The organism is Candidatus Eisenbacteria bacterium, assembly GCA_026388185.1.
In the GTDB taxonomy this organism is placed as follows: Bacteria; Eisenbacteria; RBG-16-71-46; order JAFGJU01; family JAFGJU01; genus JAPLKG01.
This window is the reverse complement of record JAPLKG010000008.1, coordinates 442887-460610: the sequence shown is the minus strand read 5'-3', so window position 1 is coordinate 460610 and position 17724 is coordinate 442887. Positions and strand designations below refer to the sequence as shown.

The window sequence follows — 17724 nt, the reverse complement described above, 5'->3', positions numbered from 1 at the left end:
GCGAATCTGCGTCCCTCTGCAAATACGCTTCACGGGAAGGCCGGGTCCCCCCGTCTTCTCGGCCGCTCTAGCGGACCGTGTGCGCCTTCCCTTCTTCAAGTTTCACCACTCTATCGGCCGCCTCGGCGAGTTTCTCGTTGTGCGTTGCTATCACGAACGTCTGTCTCCGAGTCCGGCTGAGTTCGCGAAGAAGGGCGTGAAGTTCGTCCCCGCTCGTCCTGTCAAGATTCCCCGACGGCTCGTCCGCAAGGACTATGCGTGGATCATTCATCAGTGCCCTGGCAACCGCGGTGCGTTGTTGCTCTCCTCCGGAAAGCTCGCCAGGTTTGTGCTCTTCCCTATCGATGAGACGAACTTCTTCGAGCAACTTCCTGGCCCTGATCTTACAACGCTCGACCGGTTCTCCTGCAATGAGCGCCGGCAGCATGACGTTCTCGAGGGCGGTGAACTCGGGCAAGAGGTGATGGAACTGAAACACGAAGCCCACCGTGTGATTGCGAAAACCGGCGAGGCTCTCGTCGTCCATACTGAAGACCTCCTGCGAGTCCAGTCTTACAGAGCCTCTGTCGGGCCTGTCAAGAGCGCCAAGAATGTGAAGCAGAGTGCTCTTGCCGACACCGGATGCTCCCACGAGTGCCAGAATCTGCCCTTCGGCTATCTCCAGATCCACCCCCTTGAGCACGCTCAGCACGTGCCGGCCCATTCTGAAGCCCTTGTGCACGTCCTTCGCACTCAGAATGGGCTCCGTCATGTCGACTTCTCCTCCATTTAACACCGGATACGTCTGTTACATTCCAAGGGATTTGCACAACCGCTCGGGCACGTGCGGCATTTCAGAAGTATATCGCACCATTCCTATTCGTACCTGATTGCCTCGACCGGAACCAATCTGGAAGCTTTCCAGGAAGGGTAGAGAGTTGCGGCAAAGCAAACTCCGACGGCAGCGAGCGCAACCATCAGGAAGTCTCCGGCTTCCATCTTAACCGGTAATTTATCTATAAAGTATACATCACCAGGCAGAGTAATGAACTTGTATTTTTGAAGCAGGTAGCATCCGACAAACCCAGTGAGGCACCCGAGAACCGTTCCGATCAAACCGACGGCCACGCCCTCGGCAATGAAGATCCGCATGACGCTCTTCGAGGTTGCGCCCATTGACTTGAGTATTCCGATGTCTCTTCGCTTTTCCATGACCACCATTATGAGGGTGCTGATAATGTTGAAGGCGGCCACCGCGACTATGAGCATCAGGATGACAAACATCACGACCTTCTCCATTTTCATCCAGGAAAACAGGTTCCTGTTCAGTTCTATCCAGTTGCTTGCGGTGAACGGAAAACCTCCCAGACCCCTGATGACAGAATCTGCAATCTGGGGAGCCTTGTACATGTCCTCGACCTTGATTTCGACGCCCGTCACGTAGTCCCCGAGCCCCAGAAAACTCTGAGCGGCAGGTATCGAAATGTAGCCCAGGCTGGAGTCGTAATCGTACATTCCGGACGCGAAGATTCCCACGACCTTGAATTTCTTGACCCTGGGAATCATGCCGAATATTGTGACACGCCCTTGAAGAGGCGAGGTCAAGATCACGTCGTCGCCGGCGGACACTCCGAGAGAGTTTGCAAGATATTGCCCTAGAACGATCCCGTTCGTACCGTCCGGGGAATCGATGGATGCGATTGGAGGAGATATGTTCCGATACACGTCCGTGACCTGTTTCTCGAGAGACAGGTTTACTCCCTTGATCACGACGGCGTCCGAGAAACCGCCCGCGCTTATCATACCCTTGCTGTATACAAAGGGAGCGGCGCCGACCACGCCGGGAACCGCCTCGATACGCTTCAGCAATTCGTCGTCCGCCTTGACTCCCCTCTCGTCATGACTTAGCACGATGACGTGGGCGTTGGTTCCCACGATACGCCTCTGAACCTCGTCCTCAAATCCATTCATCACGGAGAGGACAATCGTGAGCGCCGCCACGCCGACCAAGACCCCGCCGACGGAGATACCGCTGATTATGGAAATGAAGCTGAGCCGCCTCTTCGCCCTGAGATAGCGACCGGCCACAAAAAACTCAAACCTCATTCTCTTTCTCCCTCCGGTCGCCCTGTTCGTCTTTCTGTCCCGTCGTGCCCCCCGTCGGCAGATCCGTCCCACCACCGTCGTCCTCGTCCAACAGGGCTTCGGGTCTGAGGTGCGGGAACAGGATCACCTCCCTCATCGAGCGAGCGTTCGTGAGGATCATGGTGAGCCTGTCAATTCCCACCCCCATCCCACCGGTGGGGGGCATACCGTACTCGAGCGCTCTCAAGAAATCCGAGTCCTTGGGCTGAGCCTCCTGGTTCCCCTTGGCTCTCAACTCGGCCTGCACGTCAAACTGCCGCGCTTGTTCCAAGGGGTCGTTCTGCTCGGAGAAAGCGTTTCCGAGCTCGATTCCCGCGACAACGGGTTCAAACCTCTCGGCTATTCCCGGCGAGCCCGGCTTCTCCTTCGCCAGAGGCGATATTTCCTTCGGATAGTCGTAGACAAGCGTCGGCTGAATCAGGTTCGGCTGCACTTTTTCTGAGAAGAGCTCGTCGATCAACTCTATTGTCGTGAGGGGCGTTCCGCTCCGAGGTCCTTGCGGCGGTGCGCCCTGAAACGCTTGCGCGGGTGCGCCGGGCGTCGCGTCTTGGGCGTGTCCGTCGATCTCCACGCCCAGCTTGAGACACAGCGCGCGCAGTTCCTGCTCTGTTACGTTCCGGACGTCCACGCCCAGGTGTTCCTTCAGCGCCTCAAAATAGCTCATCTTCTTCCAGGGCCTCGAGAAATCCAACTGATGTTCTCCGTACGTGCACGTGAGTCCGCCGTGGAGCTCCGTGACGACCCTGCAGACCATCTGTTCGAGGAGATCCATCATGTCCGTATAGTCGGCGTAGGCCTGGTAGAGCTCCAACTGCGTGAACTCGGGACTGTGCGTTCTGTCGATTCCCTCGTTCCGGAAATCCTTCCCGATCTCGTAGACTCTCTCAAGACCGCCTACCACCAGCCTCTTCAGGTAGAGCTCGTCGGCTATTCTGAGATAGAGATTCATGTCGAGCGCCTGGTGGTGCGTCACAAAGGGCCTGGCAAAGGCGCCGCCGTAAAGAGGCTGAAGCACCGGCGTCTCCACTTCGACGAAGCCTCGCTCATCTAGAAAGTTCCTGATTGTGGCCACGATTCTCGAACGTCCCTTGAAAAGCCTCCTCACGTCCGTGTTGACGATGAGGTCCACATATCGTTGCCTGTAGCGCGTCTCCACGTCCTTCAACCCGTGCCACTTCTCGGGAAGAGGCCTGAGGGACTTACAGAGCAACTCCATGGATTCTGCCTTCACGGTTATCTCACCCGTGCGTGTCTTGAATACCGGGCCCGTGACACCGAGTATGTCACCGACGTCGACCATAGAGAAAAGCTCGTAGGCATCGGCGCCGAGTACGTCTTCCCTGAAGTAGACCTGAAGCTTGCCTGCCCCGTCCAGGAGGTGCCCGAAGCTGGCCTTGCCGTGCGTCCTCTTCGCAATGAGCCTGCCGGCTACCGACACACGGTTCTGCTCGCGCTCCAGGGCCTCAAACGAGTCCAGCACGGCGGAGGATCCGTGAGTAACCGGGAATCTCGAGGGATAAGGCCGTATCCCCTTCTCTTTGAGAAGCTCCAGCTTGGCAACTCGTTCCGCGTTGACTCCGTGTGTCACGGAAGTGCCTCCAGAAATGGTGAAAATCCTCGAGCCCTCTGACTCAATCGCTCGCGCAGGAGCGAGGGCGCCCACCCTTCTAACTCGAAGTGTTTCCGAAGGATAATATCACTGTGCCCCGCACTGTCAAGGCAAAAGGCCATCCCCACGCGTCTCCTGGGGACAACCGCTGTCACGAGCTTCGGCCGCCGGGCTGCCGTCGCCAGGGGTTCTCACCGAGTCCCTCTCGAGCGCCAGTTTGTCTCCTCGGGCCTCCACCGGAACGGGATAGCTACCGTTGAAGCACGCGTAGCAGAAATCGTCGGGCCTTCTCACACACGACCTCAAGCCTCTCATGGATAGATACGCGAGACTGTCCACTCCCAGGAATTGAGCGATCTCTTCCACGGTGTGACTGGACGCGATGAGCTCTCCCTTGCTCGGAGTGTCTATCCCATAGAAACACGGATTCTGTATCGGTGGAGAACCCACCCTGAAATGGACCGCCTTCGCGCCTGCGTTACGGATGAGACGGATGAGTTTTCTGCTCGTCGTGCCTCTCACGATTGAGTCGTCCACGACGACCACCTTCTTCCCCGAGAGGATCTCCCTGACGGGATTGAACTTCGCCTTCACGGCCTGATCTCTCACGTGCTGAATTGGATCTATGAAGGTGCGTCCGACGTAGTGGTTACGGATGAGTCCCAGTTCAAACGGAAGCCCGGAACCCTCCGCAAAACCCAGCGCCGCCGAGTTACTCGAGTCCGGAACGGCAATCACAATATCGGCGTCGGCGGGTGCTTCTCCGGCAAGCGTTCGACCGAGATTCCGTCTAACCCTATCCACGCTCTCGGAAAACACCATGCTGTCCGGACGAGAGAAATAGATCAGTTCGAATATGCAGTGCGCTTTTCTCGTGCCTCCGAGAGCGTCCAGATTCCTCATGCCCCCTCCCTCCACCACCACCATCTCGCCGGCTTCCACCGGCCTCACATACGTGCCGCCTATTATGTCAAAAGCGCAGGTCTCAGATGCGAGGCAGTGACCCGACCCGAGCCTTCCAATACTGAGAGGTCTGAAGCCAAAGGGGTCGGAAACGCCGATCAACTTGGTCTCCGTCATCACTATGAGAGCATACGCTCCTTTGAGCTGCGAGAGCGCATCCGTGAGCTTTTCCTCCAGAGTGGCCGCCTCGGAACGTGCCACGAGATGGACGATCACCTCGCTGTCCATCGTCGTCTGAAAGATCGAACCCTGAGTCTCCATCTTCGCTTTGAGCTCTCTGGCGTTCACCAGGTTTCCGTTGTGTGCGATTGCAAGTCTTCCACCCTGATAGGTCACGACCAGCGGCTGCGCGTTCTCCAGGGTCGTACGCCCGGTGGTGGAATAGCGATTGTGTCCGATCGCGAGCTGGCCGGGAAGGCCCTTGAGTGCATCCGCGGTGAGAACGTCGCTCACCAGACCGAGCCCCTTGTGAGCGTACACGCATTTTCCGTCGGAAGACACAATTCCAGCGCTCTCCTGACCTCGATGCTGAAGAGAGTAGAGGCCGAAAAACACAAGCTCCGCCGCTTGTTCGACTCCGCTCACTCCGAACACGCCGCACTCCTCTCTGAGGCGCTCCCCTTGAAGATATCTCTCTCGGACAGGGTCGATGCTTCCAGTCAATTTGTCCCTTTTCCTCAACAAGAATTCCGCGGCCACGGTTCTTCAACCTCACAGACGGTCCTCAATAGCTCGTGAGGCTTGAGGGCGCCTTCAACAATGATCCAACACTGGCAATGAGGGTTGGCGAGAAGGCCTTCCTTTCTGGAACGGGTGGCCACCATGGACGAAGCGATCTCCCTGACATTTCTCCCTTTTCTCCCGTCGCTTCCGTCTCTTTCGCCCTTGCCTTCCTCCCCCTCGTCCGCCTGAAAGCGCGGCCGCCACAGGCTGAGCCGCCTCAGCTCGAGTAAGCTCAGAATCCGCATTCTCTCTCTCACCGCTGTCGCCACAGGCCCGGCCTGCGGATCTTCCCGCGACCACACGGCGATCTCCAATTCCTCTCCACCACACTGCCTGCCGCGAGGCAGCATTTCGTCAGGACGCACGATCGTGTGCGTGTGAGTGTTCGGATTCACGAAAATGCCGGTCTCTTCCACAAGCATCTTCGTGACTCCACTCGCCTTCTCGTCATCCAGATCAAGACCCAGAAGCCACACCTCCTCCCGAGAGAGAGAGACGAGCGAGTCCGCGTAACCCATCTTGCGGACAAGAGTGTCAAAGGCACTCAGGGCGACCAGATCGGTCCCAAGCGGTCTCACGCACACTGCGGTCACGGACATAAATCACTCTTCTTCGATCGGCCTTGCGTCCTCCTCGGCCGGCTGTGACTCACGATCCTCACGATATTCACGGGTTTCCTTCCGATCCGTTTAGCCAAGGTATTGCCTGAGTGAATCAAAAATTCTTCGCCCCGGACCCGGCTCCTCCATCCGCTCGAATCGTCCTCTCGCCTCCCGCTTACTCTCCCCCCATTCCCCGTGCACCTCGGCAGGCACTTGCTTGAGCCACGCCGCCCTCTCGGGGTGCGGCATCATGGCCATGACGTTGCCTCTTCTGTTGGAGATGGCCGCGGACGAGAATACCGAACCATTCGGATTCCAAGGAAATTCTTCTCTCGTCCTGCCGAGTTGGTCACAATAGAACAATCGAGCCAGTCCCTCTCTCTTCAGGGTGTCCGTGATCGCGGATGACGCGGAGAGAAACCTGCCTTCTGCGTGAGCAATCGGAAGCGGAAGCGTCTCCCCCTCATTCATCACGCACGTGAATGCCGTACGAGAAGGCTCCGCGACTTTGACGTACACCCAGTCGCACAGGTATCCGCTCCTGCCGCCGGCCCTGTTGGGGCCGAGGGCCATTTCGACACGACCCTCCAAAAGCCCGGGAACAAGACCCGCCTCGACGAGAACCTGGGCACCGTTGCATATTCCCAGAACGGGCTTTCCCTTCCGGGCCTGATTTGCAATCTCTTCCACGATGGCGTCCTTGGCGGCAATTGCACCGGCCCTTATCCTATCCTGATAGGAAAAGCCGCCGGGCAGAACGAAAGCGTCGAAACTCGCCAGACGCGAAATGTCAAGATTCCACCTGAAGATCTCTGCTTCGAGGCCCGAAGCAAGCAGCGCTCTCGCCGTCTCGTACTCGCAATTCACTCCCGGAAATTGGATCACGGCCGCTCTGGGTTTCAAATCCTCATCTCCTGTCCCACTCCCATGAGACTCGATCCCTACGCGAGCGAACGATCCAAAGCCTTTTCCCAACGAGCCTTCATCTCGCTCACTGAAAGCTCCAGGAGACGGCGCTCGCCGTCACGCACAAGAAATACCGGCTCGGCCCACACCTCGCCCAACCTGAATGTCTGCACGTGTCTCTGCTCGCCGAGAGTCAGGAATGCATCCAGCTTCCAGGGCGTGATTTCGATCACGAAGCCGCCGGATTCGCTGAAAAGCCTCCTGTCGTACCTCAGAGAGTCGCCCAAGGGTCCGACGTCGATCGTCATGCCGAGCGCCCTCGGCGACGCCATCGACATCTCGGCCAGGGTTGTGACCAGTCCCCCGGAGGAAATATCGTGACACGCCTCCAACAAACCCAGGTCGATCGCTTCGATCACGAGGTGCATCGCCGCTCTTTCCTCCTCGAATCGGACGTTGGGTACATTTCTGCCGAGACAACCAAGTAGCTCACGATAATAGAGGGAACCGCCCAACTCGTCCCGGCGTGCGCCGATGAGAATGACGTGCGAGCCGGGCAGCTTCACGCTCGCCGTGACGGTCTTGCTATAGTCGTCCATCAATCCAAAGCAGGCAACCATCGGGGACGGCGCGATCGCTTTGCCGGTCGCGCTCTGGTTGTAAAAGCTTACGTTGCCGGTCACAACTGGAACGGGCACCCCGGGCGAATCCTTCTGCCAGATTCCGCGCGCACAGTCACCGATTCCCTTGAGCGCCTCCTCAAACTGACAAAAGATTTCCGGGTCCTCGGGATTGCCGAAGTTGAGGCAGTCGCTCAGGGCCCTCGGCGAGGCGCCAACACACGCAACGTTCCGCATGGCCTCTGCCACGGCCTGCGCCCCGCCCCAGTACGGAGATATCTTCCCGTACGAGGGAACTCCGTCCAGCGACACTGCCACCCCCACGGGGCTTCCATGTATCGGGGCGAACACGCCTGCATCGGCATCTCCCGGGCTCACCACCGTGTTTCCCCCGACCCCACAATCGTAATATCCGAAGACCGGTTTTCGCGATGCGACGTTGACCGACCCGAGAAAATCGAGAAAGAATCCTTCGATATCGTGCGGCGGGCAGAACTGAGGCTCCGTTTCCGTGAACTCGCGCACCGCCGAATTTCTGGTCGCCGAGATTCCCGAAGTGATGGCCGCCGCCTTAACGTCACAGACGCGCATCCCGCGGCTGTACAGGACGTAATCCGGTTCCTTGGTGACACGACCGATGACCGTCGCCCCTGCACCGCGATAGACAAACGGAAGCTCGAACTCGTCATTGTATATGCGCAGTACTTCGCCGGAGATGCGAGAGGGCACGGCGAGCACAAACCTCTCCTGAGTCTCGGAGCATGCAACGACCTCGGGAGGCAGACATCCAGAGTCCAGGGGGACGCTGTCGAGTTCGATGCGCGCCCCCAGGCCTTGAGCGGCTACCAGTTCGGACGTCGCACAAGCCATCCCTCCGGCTCCCAGGTCCTTGAACCCTATCCTGAGACCGCGAGAATGCACGAGTCTGAGCATGCTCTTGTTGGCCTCGGCAAGAATCCTCTTGAGGAATGGGTCGGGGACCTGCACGGCGGACCTGGATCCGGCCCACTCCTGCGAATCCAGCACGTCCGAAGCAAAAGAGGCTCCGCCAAAACCACTCGCGTCGGTCGGCTTGCCCACGAGAATCAAGTCGTAAGCTTCCGCCTCGGCTTCCTTTGGGACGGCGCTCCTCACGATTTCGCCCTCCCTGACCACACCCACGGCAATGACGTTCACGACACAGTTCTCGTCGTACGACTCGTCGAAGTAAACGTCGCCGCCAAGGTTCGCCACGCCCAGCGCGTTCCCGTATTGCCATATACCCGACACCACGCCCGAGGCGACCTCCCTCACCTTGTTCTTCCTTATACCGTGCGGGTCGCCGAATCTCAGACCGTCCATCACGGCCAGCACGTCCGCTCCCATGCAGTAAACGTCCCTCACTATCCCACCTATCCCGGTCGCCGCCCCCTCGAACGGCAAGACCTGGGACGGATGATTGTGACTCTCGTGCGCCATTACGAGACAGAAGCTCTCTCCCTCGTGGCTGCACAGTCTGATGATCCCGGCGTCCTCGCCCGGTCCCAGCACCACGTTGGGCGCGCTTGTGGGCAGGTATTTCTTCAACAACTCCTTGCTACTCTTGTAAGAGCAGTGTTCACTCCACATGATATCGAAAATGGTGACTTCGACGTTGCTGGGATCGCGGCCGAGAAGTTCCACCAGGTGCCGCGCCTCTGAAACGGTGAGCTTTAGCCCGAGAGAACGAAGTCCGGCCCGAACCTCCCCGTCAGGCGAATCCTTGATGGGGAAGGTTCTTACCTCTGTCGTCGTCCTGCTATTCACCGAGCACTCTCTGGTAGATTCTGTCTACGTTTCTGAGGAGGTAGGAAATGTCAAAACACTCTTCGAGAGTCTTCTCGTCGAGGAGAGCTCGCAGCCTCTCGTTCTTCAATACTGCGTCCCTGAAGCTTGCCGTTCCGCTCCACGAAAGGCCGGCAATGGACTGCACCAGACCGTAGGCTTCGTCGCGACGCATCCCGCGCTTCACCAGTTCGAGAAGAACGCGCTGCGAGAACACGACCTCGCCTGATTTCCCAACATTTTCCTTCATCCTTTCCGGATACACGCGAAGCGTTCTCATGACGTCCGTAAACGTGGCAAGCATGTAATCAACGAGTATGAACGAGTCGGGAACTATGATTCTCTCCACGGAAGAGTGACTGATGTCCCGCTCGTGCCAGAGGGCGACGTCTTCCATTCCGGCCGTCGCATTGCTCCTCACGACCCTCGCGAGGCCGCAGATTCTTTCGCAGAGAATGGGGTTTCTCTTGTGAGGCATGGCGGAGGAACCCTTCTGTCCCTCCGCAAAGCACTCCTCCACTTCTCGCACTTCGGTTCGCTGAAGATGTCTTATCTCGGTTGCGAACTTCTCGAGTGAGGCCGCCGTGACGGCAAGAGCGCAGAGGAGCTCGGCGTGCCTGTCTCTCTGCACTATCTGAGTAGACGCGGGCTCAGGCTGCAGACCCAGTCGTTTGCAGACAAGTTCCTCAAGCTCGGGCGGCAGGTGAGAGAAAGTTCCCACGGCTCCCGAAACCTTCCCCACGGACACGTTGTCGCGGGCAGTCTTCACGCGGGACAGATTGCGCCCCGCTTCCTCAAACCAGACCAGGACCTTGAGCCCAAACGTTATGGGCTCGGCGTGCACTCCGTGGGTGCGCCCCGCCATTACTGTTCCCTTGTGCCTCAGGGCCAGTTCCCTGAGGACGCTCTTGAGTTCCTCCAAGTCTGACTCGATGATGAGACAGGCGTCTCGCAACAGCAAGGCCTCCGACGTGTCGAGAAGGTCGGAAGAGGTCAGCCCGTAATGGAAAAACCTGGACTCATCGCCCAGGTTCTCAGCAACGTTAGAAACGAACGCGATCACGTCGTGCTTGACGAGAAGCTCTAGATCCTTGATCTTCGAGGCGTCAAAGCGCGCGCGTTTTCTTATTCTCGCCCCCGTACCAGCGGGACAAAGGCCCAGAGCCTCCATCTGCTCGCATATCACGATTTCTACTTCGAGCCACGTGGAGAGCTTTTTCTCCTCGCTCCAGAGGGCACCCATTGCGGGGCGCGTGTATCTTTCTATCATTTCGTGGGCCAGCCCCTGCCTGAAGCTAGCTCTTTTTCGGCACCTCCTCTAGCTTAAGCTTGACGTCCCATCTCTTGTCATCGCGCTCTATCGTGAGAACGACTACGTCGCCCACACCTGCTCCGAAGATGCTTCTCTGTGCATCGGTCGAGTTGTTCACTTGCTGCCCCTGGACCTTCCTGATTATGTCTCCCGCTTTGACACCCGCTTTGTCCGCAGGACTACCCTGCTCCAGGCGCGCCACTATCACTCCGTGCGTGTCGGTGATGCCGAGATGCGAGGCGACGTAGGGAGTGATGTCCTGAACCGATATTCCAACCCAGACACCCCTCACCGCTCCAAATTTGATTATCTCTTCGACGACTCTCTTGGCGATGTTCACGGGTATCGCAAACCCCATTCCCAGCGACCCGCCGCTCTGCGTAAAAATGAACGTGTTCACACCGATGACTTGGCCCTTGCCGTTCACGAGTGGGCCGCCGCTGTTGCCGGGATTTATCGCCGCGTCCGTCTGAATCATGTCCTTGTAGATGCCTCCCTGAAGACCGGTGGACTTCACGTCCCGCTTGAGGGCGCTTATCACACCGGCAGTGACAGACGGGCTCGGGTCATTCAAGAGAAAGCCGAAGGGGTTACCTATGGCGATCGCCCACTCGCCCACCACTATGTCGTCCGAGTTGCCGAGAACGGCGACCGGTAATCCCTTCGCGTCGATCTTCAACACTGCGAGATCGAAGCTGGAGTCCGAGCCCACAAGCTTGCCGTCGAACTGCCTCCCGTCAGGGAGTGTCACCTTTATCTGCTCGGCGCTGTGAACGACGTGCTCGTTCGTAAGAACGTAGCCGTTGTCGCTTATGACAAAGCCGGAACCCAGGCTGGGTATGCGCTCGCGGTACACTCGAGGAGGAAAAACGTCGCCGAAAAACTGTTCAAAGAAATCGTCCCCCGACTGACCGAAGAAGGGTCCCCCTCTTGCGACCAAGGTCTGAATGACGCTGACGCTGACCACGGAAGGGCCCGCGATTCTCGAAGCGCGCACTATCGCGTTGTCCCTCGAATCATCCACATCACGCGAAATGTCGAGAGTGCTCATGCTGCCTGCGGGGGTGTCGTCACTGGACCGCGTCACCAGTCTCAACGGTTCCGCAGCCTCTGGACCTCCTTTCAGCAATGAGTCCCCAGCGCCTTTGCCGATGTTGGCCCTGCCGATGGCGATCCCCAGGACGAGAACGCCGATCGACAGCAGCCCTATTGCGAGGCCGATTACCGTGCGATTTCTACTGTTTTCCACGACTACTTGCCTTTCCAAGACCGCGCCTGGCAGGCGGCTGCCCCCGGCTGGCAATGGCAGCAAAGCCGCCGCGACGGCGCATCAGGTCTTGCATCTTTTCTGTATCTTGTCCCAATCCTCCAGGAACTTCTTTATCCCGAGCTCGGTCAGTGGATGGTTGAACATCAACTCGATTATCTTGAAAGGCGCCGTCACTATCGGCGCCCCCGCGAGAGCGGCGTCGACGACCTGCAGCGGGCTTCTCACGCTCGCAACTATTACCTCCGTCTCGAAGCCGTAGTTCCCGTAGATCGTCACGATTTCGCGAATTACGTCCATGCCCACGTGACCCGCGTCATCCAGTCTGCCGATGAAGGGGCTCACGTACGTGGCGCCGGCCTTTGCGGCCAGTATCGCCTGGTTGGACGAGAAGACCAGGGTGGCATTTGTGCGAACACCCTTCTCACCCAGTTCCTTTATTGCCTTGACGCCCTCTTTTGTGAGGGGAACCTTGATCACGATGTTGGGATGAAGCTTGCTCAGGTCCAGCGCTTCCCTCACCATCCCCTCTCTGTCAAGAGCCACGACCTCCGCGCTCACCGGACCGTCCACTATCGAGCAGATTTCCTTGAGGATGGCTCTAGGCTCGCCCGACTCCTTGCAGAGAAGACTCGGATTCGTGGTGACACCATCCAGTATGCCCATGCTCGCTGCTTCACGAATCTCTCCAACGTTTGCAGTATCGACGAAAAACTTCATGACCACCTCCATGTTGCTTGAAAAGCGCGCTGCTGCCCTCAATCGTACTTGACTGCCTCGAGGCAGAGCCCTCTCGCCGGCGCCGTCATTCCCAGCTTTGGTCTTGTTCTCGTGTGCAACGCCTCGACGAATTCATTGACACTCAGTTTCCCTTCTCCCAACCTGACCATCGTGCCGGCGAGGGTCCTGATCATGTGAATGATGAATCTATCAGCTTCGATCTCGAAAACGTAACCTCCAGACCATTCCCGCCAGGCGCTCTCGATCACGGTGCAGAGAGTACTGTCTCCCTGTTCCGGGATTCCCGAGAATGCGCGAAAGTCTCTGAGACCAATGATACCACGACAGGCCTCCTCCATGGCCGAAAGCTTGAGGGGGCGCCGGACGGACCATGCATGCCCTCTCCAAAGAGCCGAAGGCCCGAGCACAACACGGTAGCTGTAAAGGCGGCTCTTTGCGCTGCGCCTGGCGCTAAAGTCGAGACCGACTTCGCCGGCTTCTCTCACCACCACGTCATCGGGGAATATTCCGTTCAGCCCCAGCATCACTCTGCCCGCCGGCATCACGCTTCTCGTGTGGAAGCTCGCCACCTGCCCGCGGGCGTGCGCTCCCGCGTCCGTTCTGCTGGCCGCAACCACCCTGTGAGGTGAACCCAGCAGTCGCGCAAGAGCTTCTTCAAGGACGCCCTGCACGGTGCGCTCGCGTCTCTGAATTTGCCAGCCGTGAAACTCGCTTCCGTCGTACTCGAGGACGAGCTTCAAGTTTCGTAACTGAGCAGGACACTTCGGCGATTCATCCAACGGCCGTCACCATTACCCCAAGAGTCTTCACCGGTCAGCCAAAAACTCTCGCCCGCTACCCTAGGATTCTCACCAGGACGAGTACGCAGACACAACACAAGAGCGCACCAGCGTCTCTCAGACTGAAGTTCCTCGCGAAGGCGCTTCGCCTCGGCCTGGAGGGATCGAAACACCTCACTTCAAGAGCGACGGAGAGTTGGTCCGCCCTCGTGAGCACGCTTCTGAAGAGAGGCACTACGAGCGGCCTCAAGTCCCTTATTCTTCCAGTGAGCCTGCGTTCCGCCCGCATTCCCCTCGCGCGCTGGGCAATCATGATCCTGTTCCCCTCCGCCAGTACGAGTGGCACAAACCTCAAAGCGATCGTCACGACCATGGGCACGCCGGCAACACCACGGACGATTCGCTTGAGCGGAGAGAGGAAGAACGCCACTGCCTCCGTACACTCTTCGGGTGCAGTGCAGAGTAAGAAGAGGTTCACGAAGCTCATCATCACAATAAGCTTTGCGCCTGCCCATGCGCCCCTGACGAGGCCCGCCAAATGCGGATGGGGCATGACAAACAAGCTCACGGAGCTCGCGGGCTGCCAGAAGAGGGCGTTGAATACCACGGCCAAGCCCAAGAACAGGAGCAAGAGTCTCCCGTTTCCGATGGCCGTTCGGAAAGGAAGACGCGACAAAATCGTGACAGTCAGAAACAGCGCCACCACTAGACCCAACGACCAGAGCGAGTGAATCGAAAAACAGGCCGCCAGCAATAACAAGAGGCAGACGCTCTTTGCGCGAGCGTCGAGTGAGTGAACAATCGAGCCCGTGTCGACGTACCTTCCTATGGGACTCTGCGGCAGCAATGGAATCCTCCGCCCGGCCAGGCAAGTCGCCGCTTCACGCTCGAGCGTGAACTGAAAACCCCTCCCTGCTAGAAGTCTTCTTCACTCGAGCCGAAACTGATGACTCCCACTCAGGCCGACATGATGACCTCGATCGTAACAGGCTACTATATCAATGCGGCCGTGGCGTGTCAAACGCAAGTGTGAAGACTGCCCCCACCGGCTACCGACAATAAACACTTTGAGTTAGCCGGCCACGAAGACAAAGCCGCACGGTCCCTTGCTGTCCGGCCTCCTCCCGTGCTGCCGGTCACGAAACAACTATTGACACATTTTGCGACAGGTAGTAGCGTGGAGCGTGAGGTCATTGGGTCAGCTACGGCAGATGCAACCCTAGTCCCTCCATCACTCATCCACGTGCGCGAGCCAACACGCGTTGGCTCACTGCTTTGCATTTGTCGTTTTTCCCTCTCGCACTGCGGGGGACTTGTCGAAGGGGGTGAGCATGATGACCCTGCGACGAACGCCAACGATTCTCCGGGTCATTCGCGTATGCTTATTCTACGGCTCTGCATCAGGCTTCTTGCTTCTTGCCCTCGGTAGCCTCTGTTCGGCGGCATTGAGCGACTCAACCAATGCCTACGACTACATCCTTCTTGCCCCGGACGAGCTTCTTCAGGCAGCAATGCCGCTCGTGCAACACCGGCAGGATAGCTCTCCGTGCGGAGGAGGCGGGGGTCACAGGGCACTCGCTGTAGCTACATCAGAGGTTTACTCTGAATTCTCGCCTGGCGCTGAAGGCATCAAGGAATTCCTCTCGTACGCATACGACAACTGGGCCGTACGCCCTCGATTCGTGTTTCTCGTGGGCGACGCAAACTATGACACCACACAGTCTGGGGACCTCATACCGAGCCATTATGTTTTCTTCGACTTCAGTGGGACGCCCGTGAGGATCGCCTGGGAAGATTGGTTTGTGTCCGTGGGCGAAAACGATAGCCTTCCCAAGATGGCCATAGGCCGCCTGCCGGCCCGAACCAGTACGGAAGTGACAATCTACGTCAATAAGGTTCTTGAATACGAGGGCGCGTACGGTTCACATCGCTGGAAAGACAACTTGCTGTTTGTGGCGGAAGACAACAACATCAATTTTGTATCCGGTCCCTATGTGAGACAAGCAGTGGAAGACTTGTTGACGAATCACACTCCTTCTTCCTATTTCTGGGACAAGCTTGCCTTCTACGCCTCCGAGCCTGAGTACGACACTTGGGCCGAACGAAAAGCCGCTCTGCTTCAGGAGATAAACAGGAATACAGACGGGAAGACGCTAATTGTGGGCATGGGCACTATAGCCAGTAGCAACCTCTTCGTGGATTTCTTATCTCTTGAGGGTCCTTGCTCTTGCCAAGGCCATGATTGGTGCTTTGATGCTGCGGAGCTTTCAAACACCCAGGATTTCCCGCTTGTGATCGGAGCTTCTTGTGGACTCGGCTCCTTCTTCGGCCGGCAGACATCGGGATGTGGCGACCGGGATGTTACCCTGGCTGACGCCTTCCTGTTCGCCCAGAATAAGGGGGCGATAGGCTGGGTCGGCCCTGCGTCTGGCGCCTCCTATCAGGCGGGGAACCACATGCTCATGAGAGAGCTGCTAGATCAGCTCTTTCTCAACGAGTCTCTTCCGGTGGGAGAGGCCTTCAGGCGCGCCAAGATCGATGCCGAGCTCGCATATCCGTACCTCCTCTGGCCCATCCGCGAGTATGTACTTCTGGGCGACCCGGCCCTCATATGGGCCCGCAACTACTCCCCCGAGATAACGGCTATTGATGGGCTTCCCGTTCGCATGGAGAGTGGCGCGAGCTGTGCTGTGTCCGTCGACTGGACAGACAGGAACGGCACTTTTGACTGTTATCCCGGGGCCAGAGATTTCTTTCAGCTTGCCTGGGGAGCTCGGCAGGGATCGATCTCTGACGAGCACGATAACTGGGTCACGTATACAGCCCCGTCCGTGACGCAGCCGACGTGGGACACTCTGACCGTCTCAGTGCTTGACCAGACCAATAGAAGCGACACGGAGAGGAGACGAGTATCCATCACCCTTCCGTCAGGAGGATGTCCCTTCCTCCTTGTCAGGGACAAGCTCGGCTATGTTCTCGACAACAGCATACTTCGCGGCTCCGAAGGAACAGAGATTGCCATGAGCCAGGATCACTATCTGATCCAAGGTGACCTTGAACCCGTGGATGGTCAGTACTGGCTAAAGATCGCCGAGTTCGAGAGCGAAGTCTCCAGGATTGATGAGGCCAAGCTGACGGTTGTGGATCATCCGACCACACTTCCGCCCGGAGCCTACGTGCTTGGCGCGTACGAGACTCTGGATCTACACGCTGGCCTCGCCGAGGACGGAGGACCATTCCTTTACACCCTCAACGCTCCGCCTCTCATAATCGACGCCTCTTCCTCCGCCACGAGCTCGCTGACGCTTCAGTCCAATGACGGTGCTACATGCGAGGGAGTCGCAGACGATTGGCTCAGAGTCCGATTTGAAGGATACGCGGCTGAAAGCCTCGAAGCGGTGACGGGCAACGGAGAAGAGAGTTTGGCACCATTTGACGGCATCCTCCTTGTCGCGAGCGGAAAGCCACCTTTTCCGTGCGAGGAGGATTGTGACCCTTCCCCTCCAGTATCAGACGTGGCGCAATCGACTTTCACAGAGAGGATTGACGGTAGAGGTTCCACAATACGATGGAAGCGGATGGAGCACTATCGGCCTCGTTAGACCGAGGGAGAACACGTCCACCTTCCTGGTAGAGCTTGACGAATCCACTGTACCTCTGGTTGAGAAATTCGGCCTCAGAATCAAATGGCTTGGCAAACACGAAATTGACCAAGTCGCGCTGTACAAGCGAAGGGTCGTTCCTTTCACGTCGCGTGCCCTGGAGCCAAGCGAGGCAACTCAATCGACGCAGAGCGGGTTGGGCATGAGCATGCTCTCTAAGCTTGCCAGTTGTGATAGTCGCTGCGTCGAGCTCAGACCGGGCCAGACCCTCACCTTGGCTTTCCCGTTCGAGGAACCGTCTCCCGGACAAGTGAGGGAGATCTTTTTCTCTTCCTACGGTGGCTACGCAACGCTTCAGGCAGAGCAAACCGCAGCAGTCCACACTGCAGTGGCAATCACTTCGTGTGTGCCGAACCCCTTCGCTGCGAGTACCAAGTTGGAGGTTTCCCTCAGAGGGCGGACAGCCAGGCTTACTGTAGACATATTCGATTGCGCAGGAAGATTCGTTCGGCGAATCTTCGACGGGAATGCAGAACAACGCGACCAAACCCTCCAATGGGATGGGAGGGACGAGGCCGGTAACACAGTGAGATGCGGTGTTTACCTCTGCCGCACGAGGTTCGGGAAAGAGGAAGCAGCGAAGAAGGTTGTGTTTATCAGGTAGTACTCGCGT

14 protein-coding genes are annotated in these 17724 nt (G+C 58.0%); 2 read left to right on the top strand and 12 right to left on the bottom strand.

Features of this window, described 5'->3' with window-relative positions; translation table 11 throughout:
• Positions 1–67 precede the first annotated feature (67 nt).
• From NTX17_04745 to NTX17_04690, 12 genes are all read right to left on the bottom strand, one after another.
• The gene (locus tag NTX17_04745) at positions 68–703 is read right to left on the bottom strand and encodes an ABC transporter ATP-binding protein (protein ID MCX5800676.1); all 636 of its coding nucleotides are present in this window, start codon (positions 701–703) and stop codon (positions 68–70) included.
• A gap of 152 nt (positions 704–855) precedes the next feature.
• The gene (locus NTX17_04740; GenBank protein ID MCX5800675.1) at positions 856–2085 is read right to left on the bottom strand and encodes a lipoprotein-releasing ABC transporter permease subunit; all 1230 of its coding nucleotides are present in this window, start codon (positions 2083–2085) and stop codon (positions 856–858) included.
• Complete coding sequence (gene lysS / locus NTX17_04735; GenBank protein ID MCX5800674.1) at positions 2075–3712, bottom strand: lysine--tRNA ligase; 1638 nt, start codon at positions 3710–3712, stop codon at positions 2075–2077. Before lysS ends, NTX17_04740 begins: the two co-directional genes overlap by 11 nt.
• A 126-nt stretch (positions 3713–3838) precedes the next feature.
• Positions 3839–5395: an amidophosphoribosyltransferase gene (gene purF / locus NTX17_04730; protein MCX5800673.1), complete on the bottom strand. Its 1557-nt coding sequence runs from the start codon at positions 5393–5395 to the stop codon at positions 3839–3841.
• Positions 5374–6018 carry a hypothetical protein gene (locus NTX17_04725; GenBank protein ID MCX5800672.1) on the bottom strand — a complete coding sequence of 215 codons (645 nt, stop codon included), beginning with the start codon at positions 6016–6018 and terminating at the stop codon, positions 5374–5376. Before NTX17_04725 ends, purF begins: the two co-directional genes overlap by 22 nt.
• Before the next feature lie 90 nt (positions 6019–6108).
• Positions 6109–6924, bottom strand: a complete 816-nt coding sequence (gene purQ / locus NTX17_04720) for a phosphoribosylformylglycinamidine synthase I (GenBank protein ID MCX5800671.1) — start codon at positions 6922–6924, stop codon at positions 6109–6111.
• 38 nt (positions 6925–6962) lie between these two features.
• A complete protein-coding gene (purL, locus tag NTX17_04715; GenBank protein ID MCX5800670.1) occupies positions 6963–9332 on the bottom strand; it encodes a phosphoribosylformylglycinamidine synthase subunit PurL in 2370 nt (789 codons plus the stop codon).
• Positions 9325–10620: an adenylosuccinate lyase gene (gene purB / locus NTX17_04710; protein ID MCX5800669.1), complete on the bottom strand. Its 1296-nt coding sequence runs from the start codon at positions 10618–10620 to the stop codon at positions 9325–9327. The genes purL and purB overlap by 8 nt, the downstream gene beginning before the upstream one ends.
• A 25-nt stretch (positions 10621–10645) precedes the next feature.
• Positions 10646–11929: a trypsin-like peptidase domain-containing protein gene (locus tag NTX17_04705; GenBank protein ID MCX5800668.1), complete on the bottom strand. Its 1284-nt coding sequence runs from the start codon at positions 11927–11929 to the stop codon at positions 10646–10648.
• Positions 11930–11992: 63 nt separating this feature from the next.
• Positions 11993–12649 (bottom strand): fructose-6-phosphate aldolase, encoded by a 657-nt coding sequence (fsa, locus tag NTX17_04700; GenBank protein ID MCX5800667.1) that lies wholly within the window; start codon positions 12647–12649, stop codon positions 11993–11995.
• Between the two features lie 38 nt (positions 12650–12687).
• Positions 12688–13449, bottom strand: coding sequence for a tRNA pseudouridine(38-40) synthase TruA (gene truA / locus NTX17_04695; GenBank protein ID MCX5800666.1), 762 nt, complete (start codon positions 13447–13449; stop codon positions 12688–12690).
• A 55-nt stretch (positions 13450–13504) separates the two neighbouring features.
• Positions 13505–14296, bottom strand: coding sequence for an energy-coupling factor transporter transmembrane protein EcfT (locus NTX17_04690; protein MCX5800665.1), 792 nt, complete (start codon positions 14294–14296; stop codon positions 13505–13507).
• A 484-nt stretch (positions 14297–14780) separates the two neighbouring features.
• Here NTX17_04690 and NTX17_04685 point away from each other — a divergent pair, with 484 nt between their 5' ends.
• Both NTX17_04685 and NTX17_04680 read left to right on the top strand, forming a co-directional pair.
• Positions 14781–17051 carry a C25 family cysteine peptidase gene (locus NTX17_04685; GenBank protein ID MCX5800664.1) on the top strand — a complete coding sequence of 757 codons (2271 nt, stop codon included), beginning with the start codon at positions 14781–14783 and terminating at the stop codon, positions 17049–17051.
• On the top strand, positions 16993–17715 hold the full coding sequence (locus NTX17_04680; protein ID MCX5800663.1) for a hypothetical protein: 723 nt from the start codon (positions 16993–16995) through the stop codon (positions 17713–17715). The genes NTX17_04685 and NTX17_04680 overlap by 59 nt, the downstream gene beginning before the upstream one ends.
• The last annotated feature ends 9 nt before the right edge of the window (positions 17716–17724 follow it).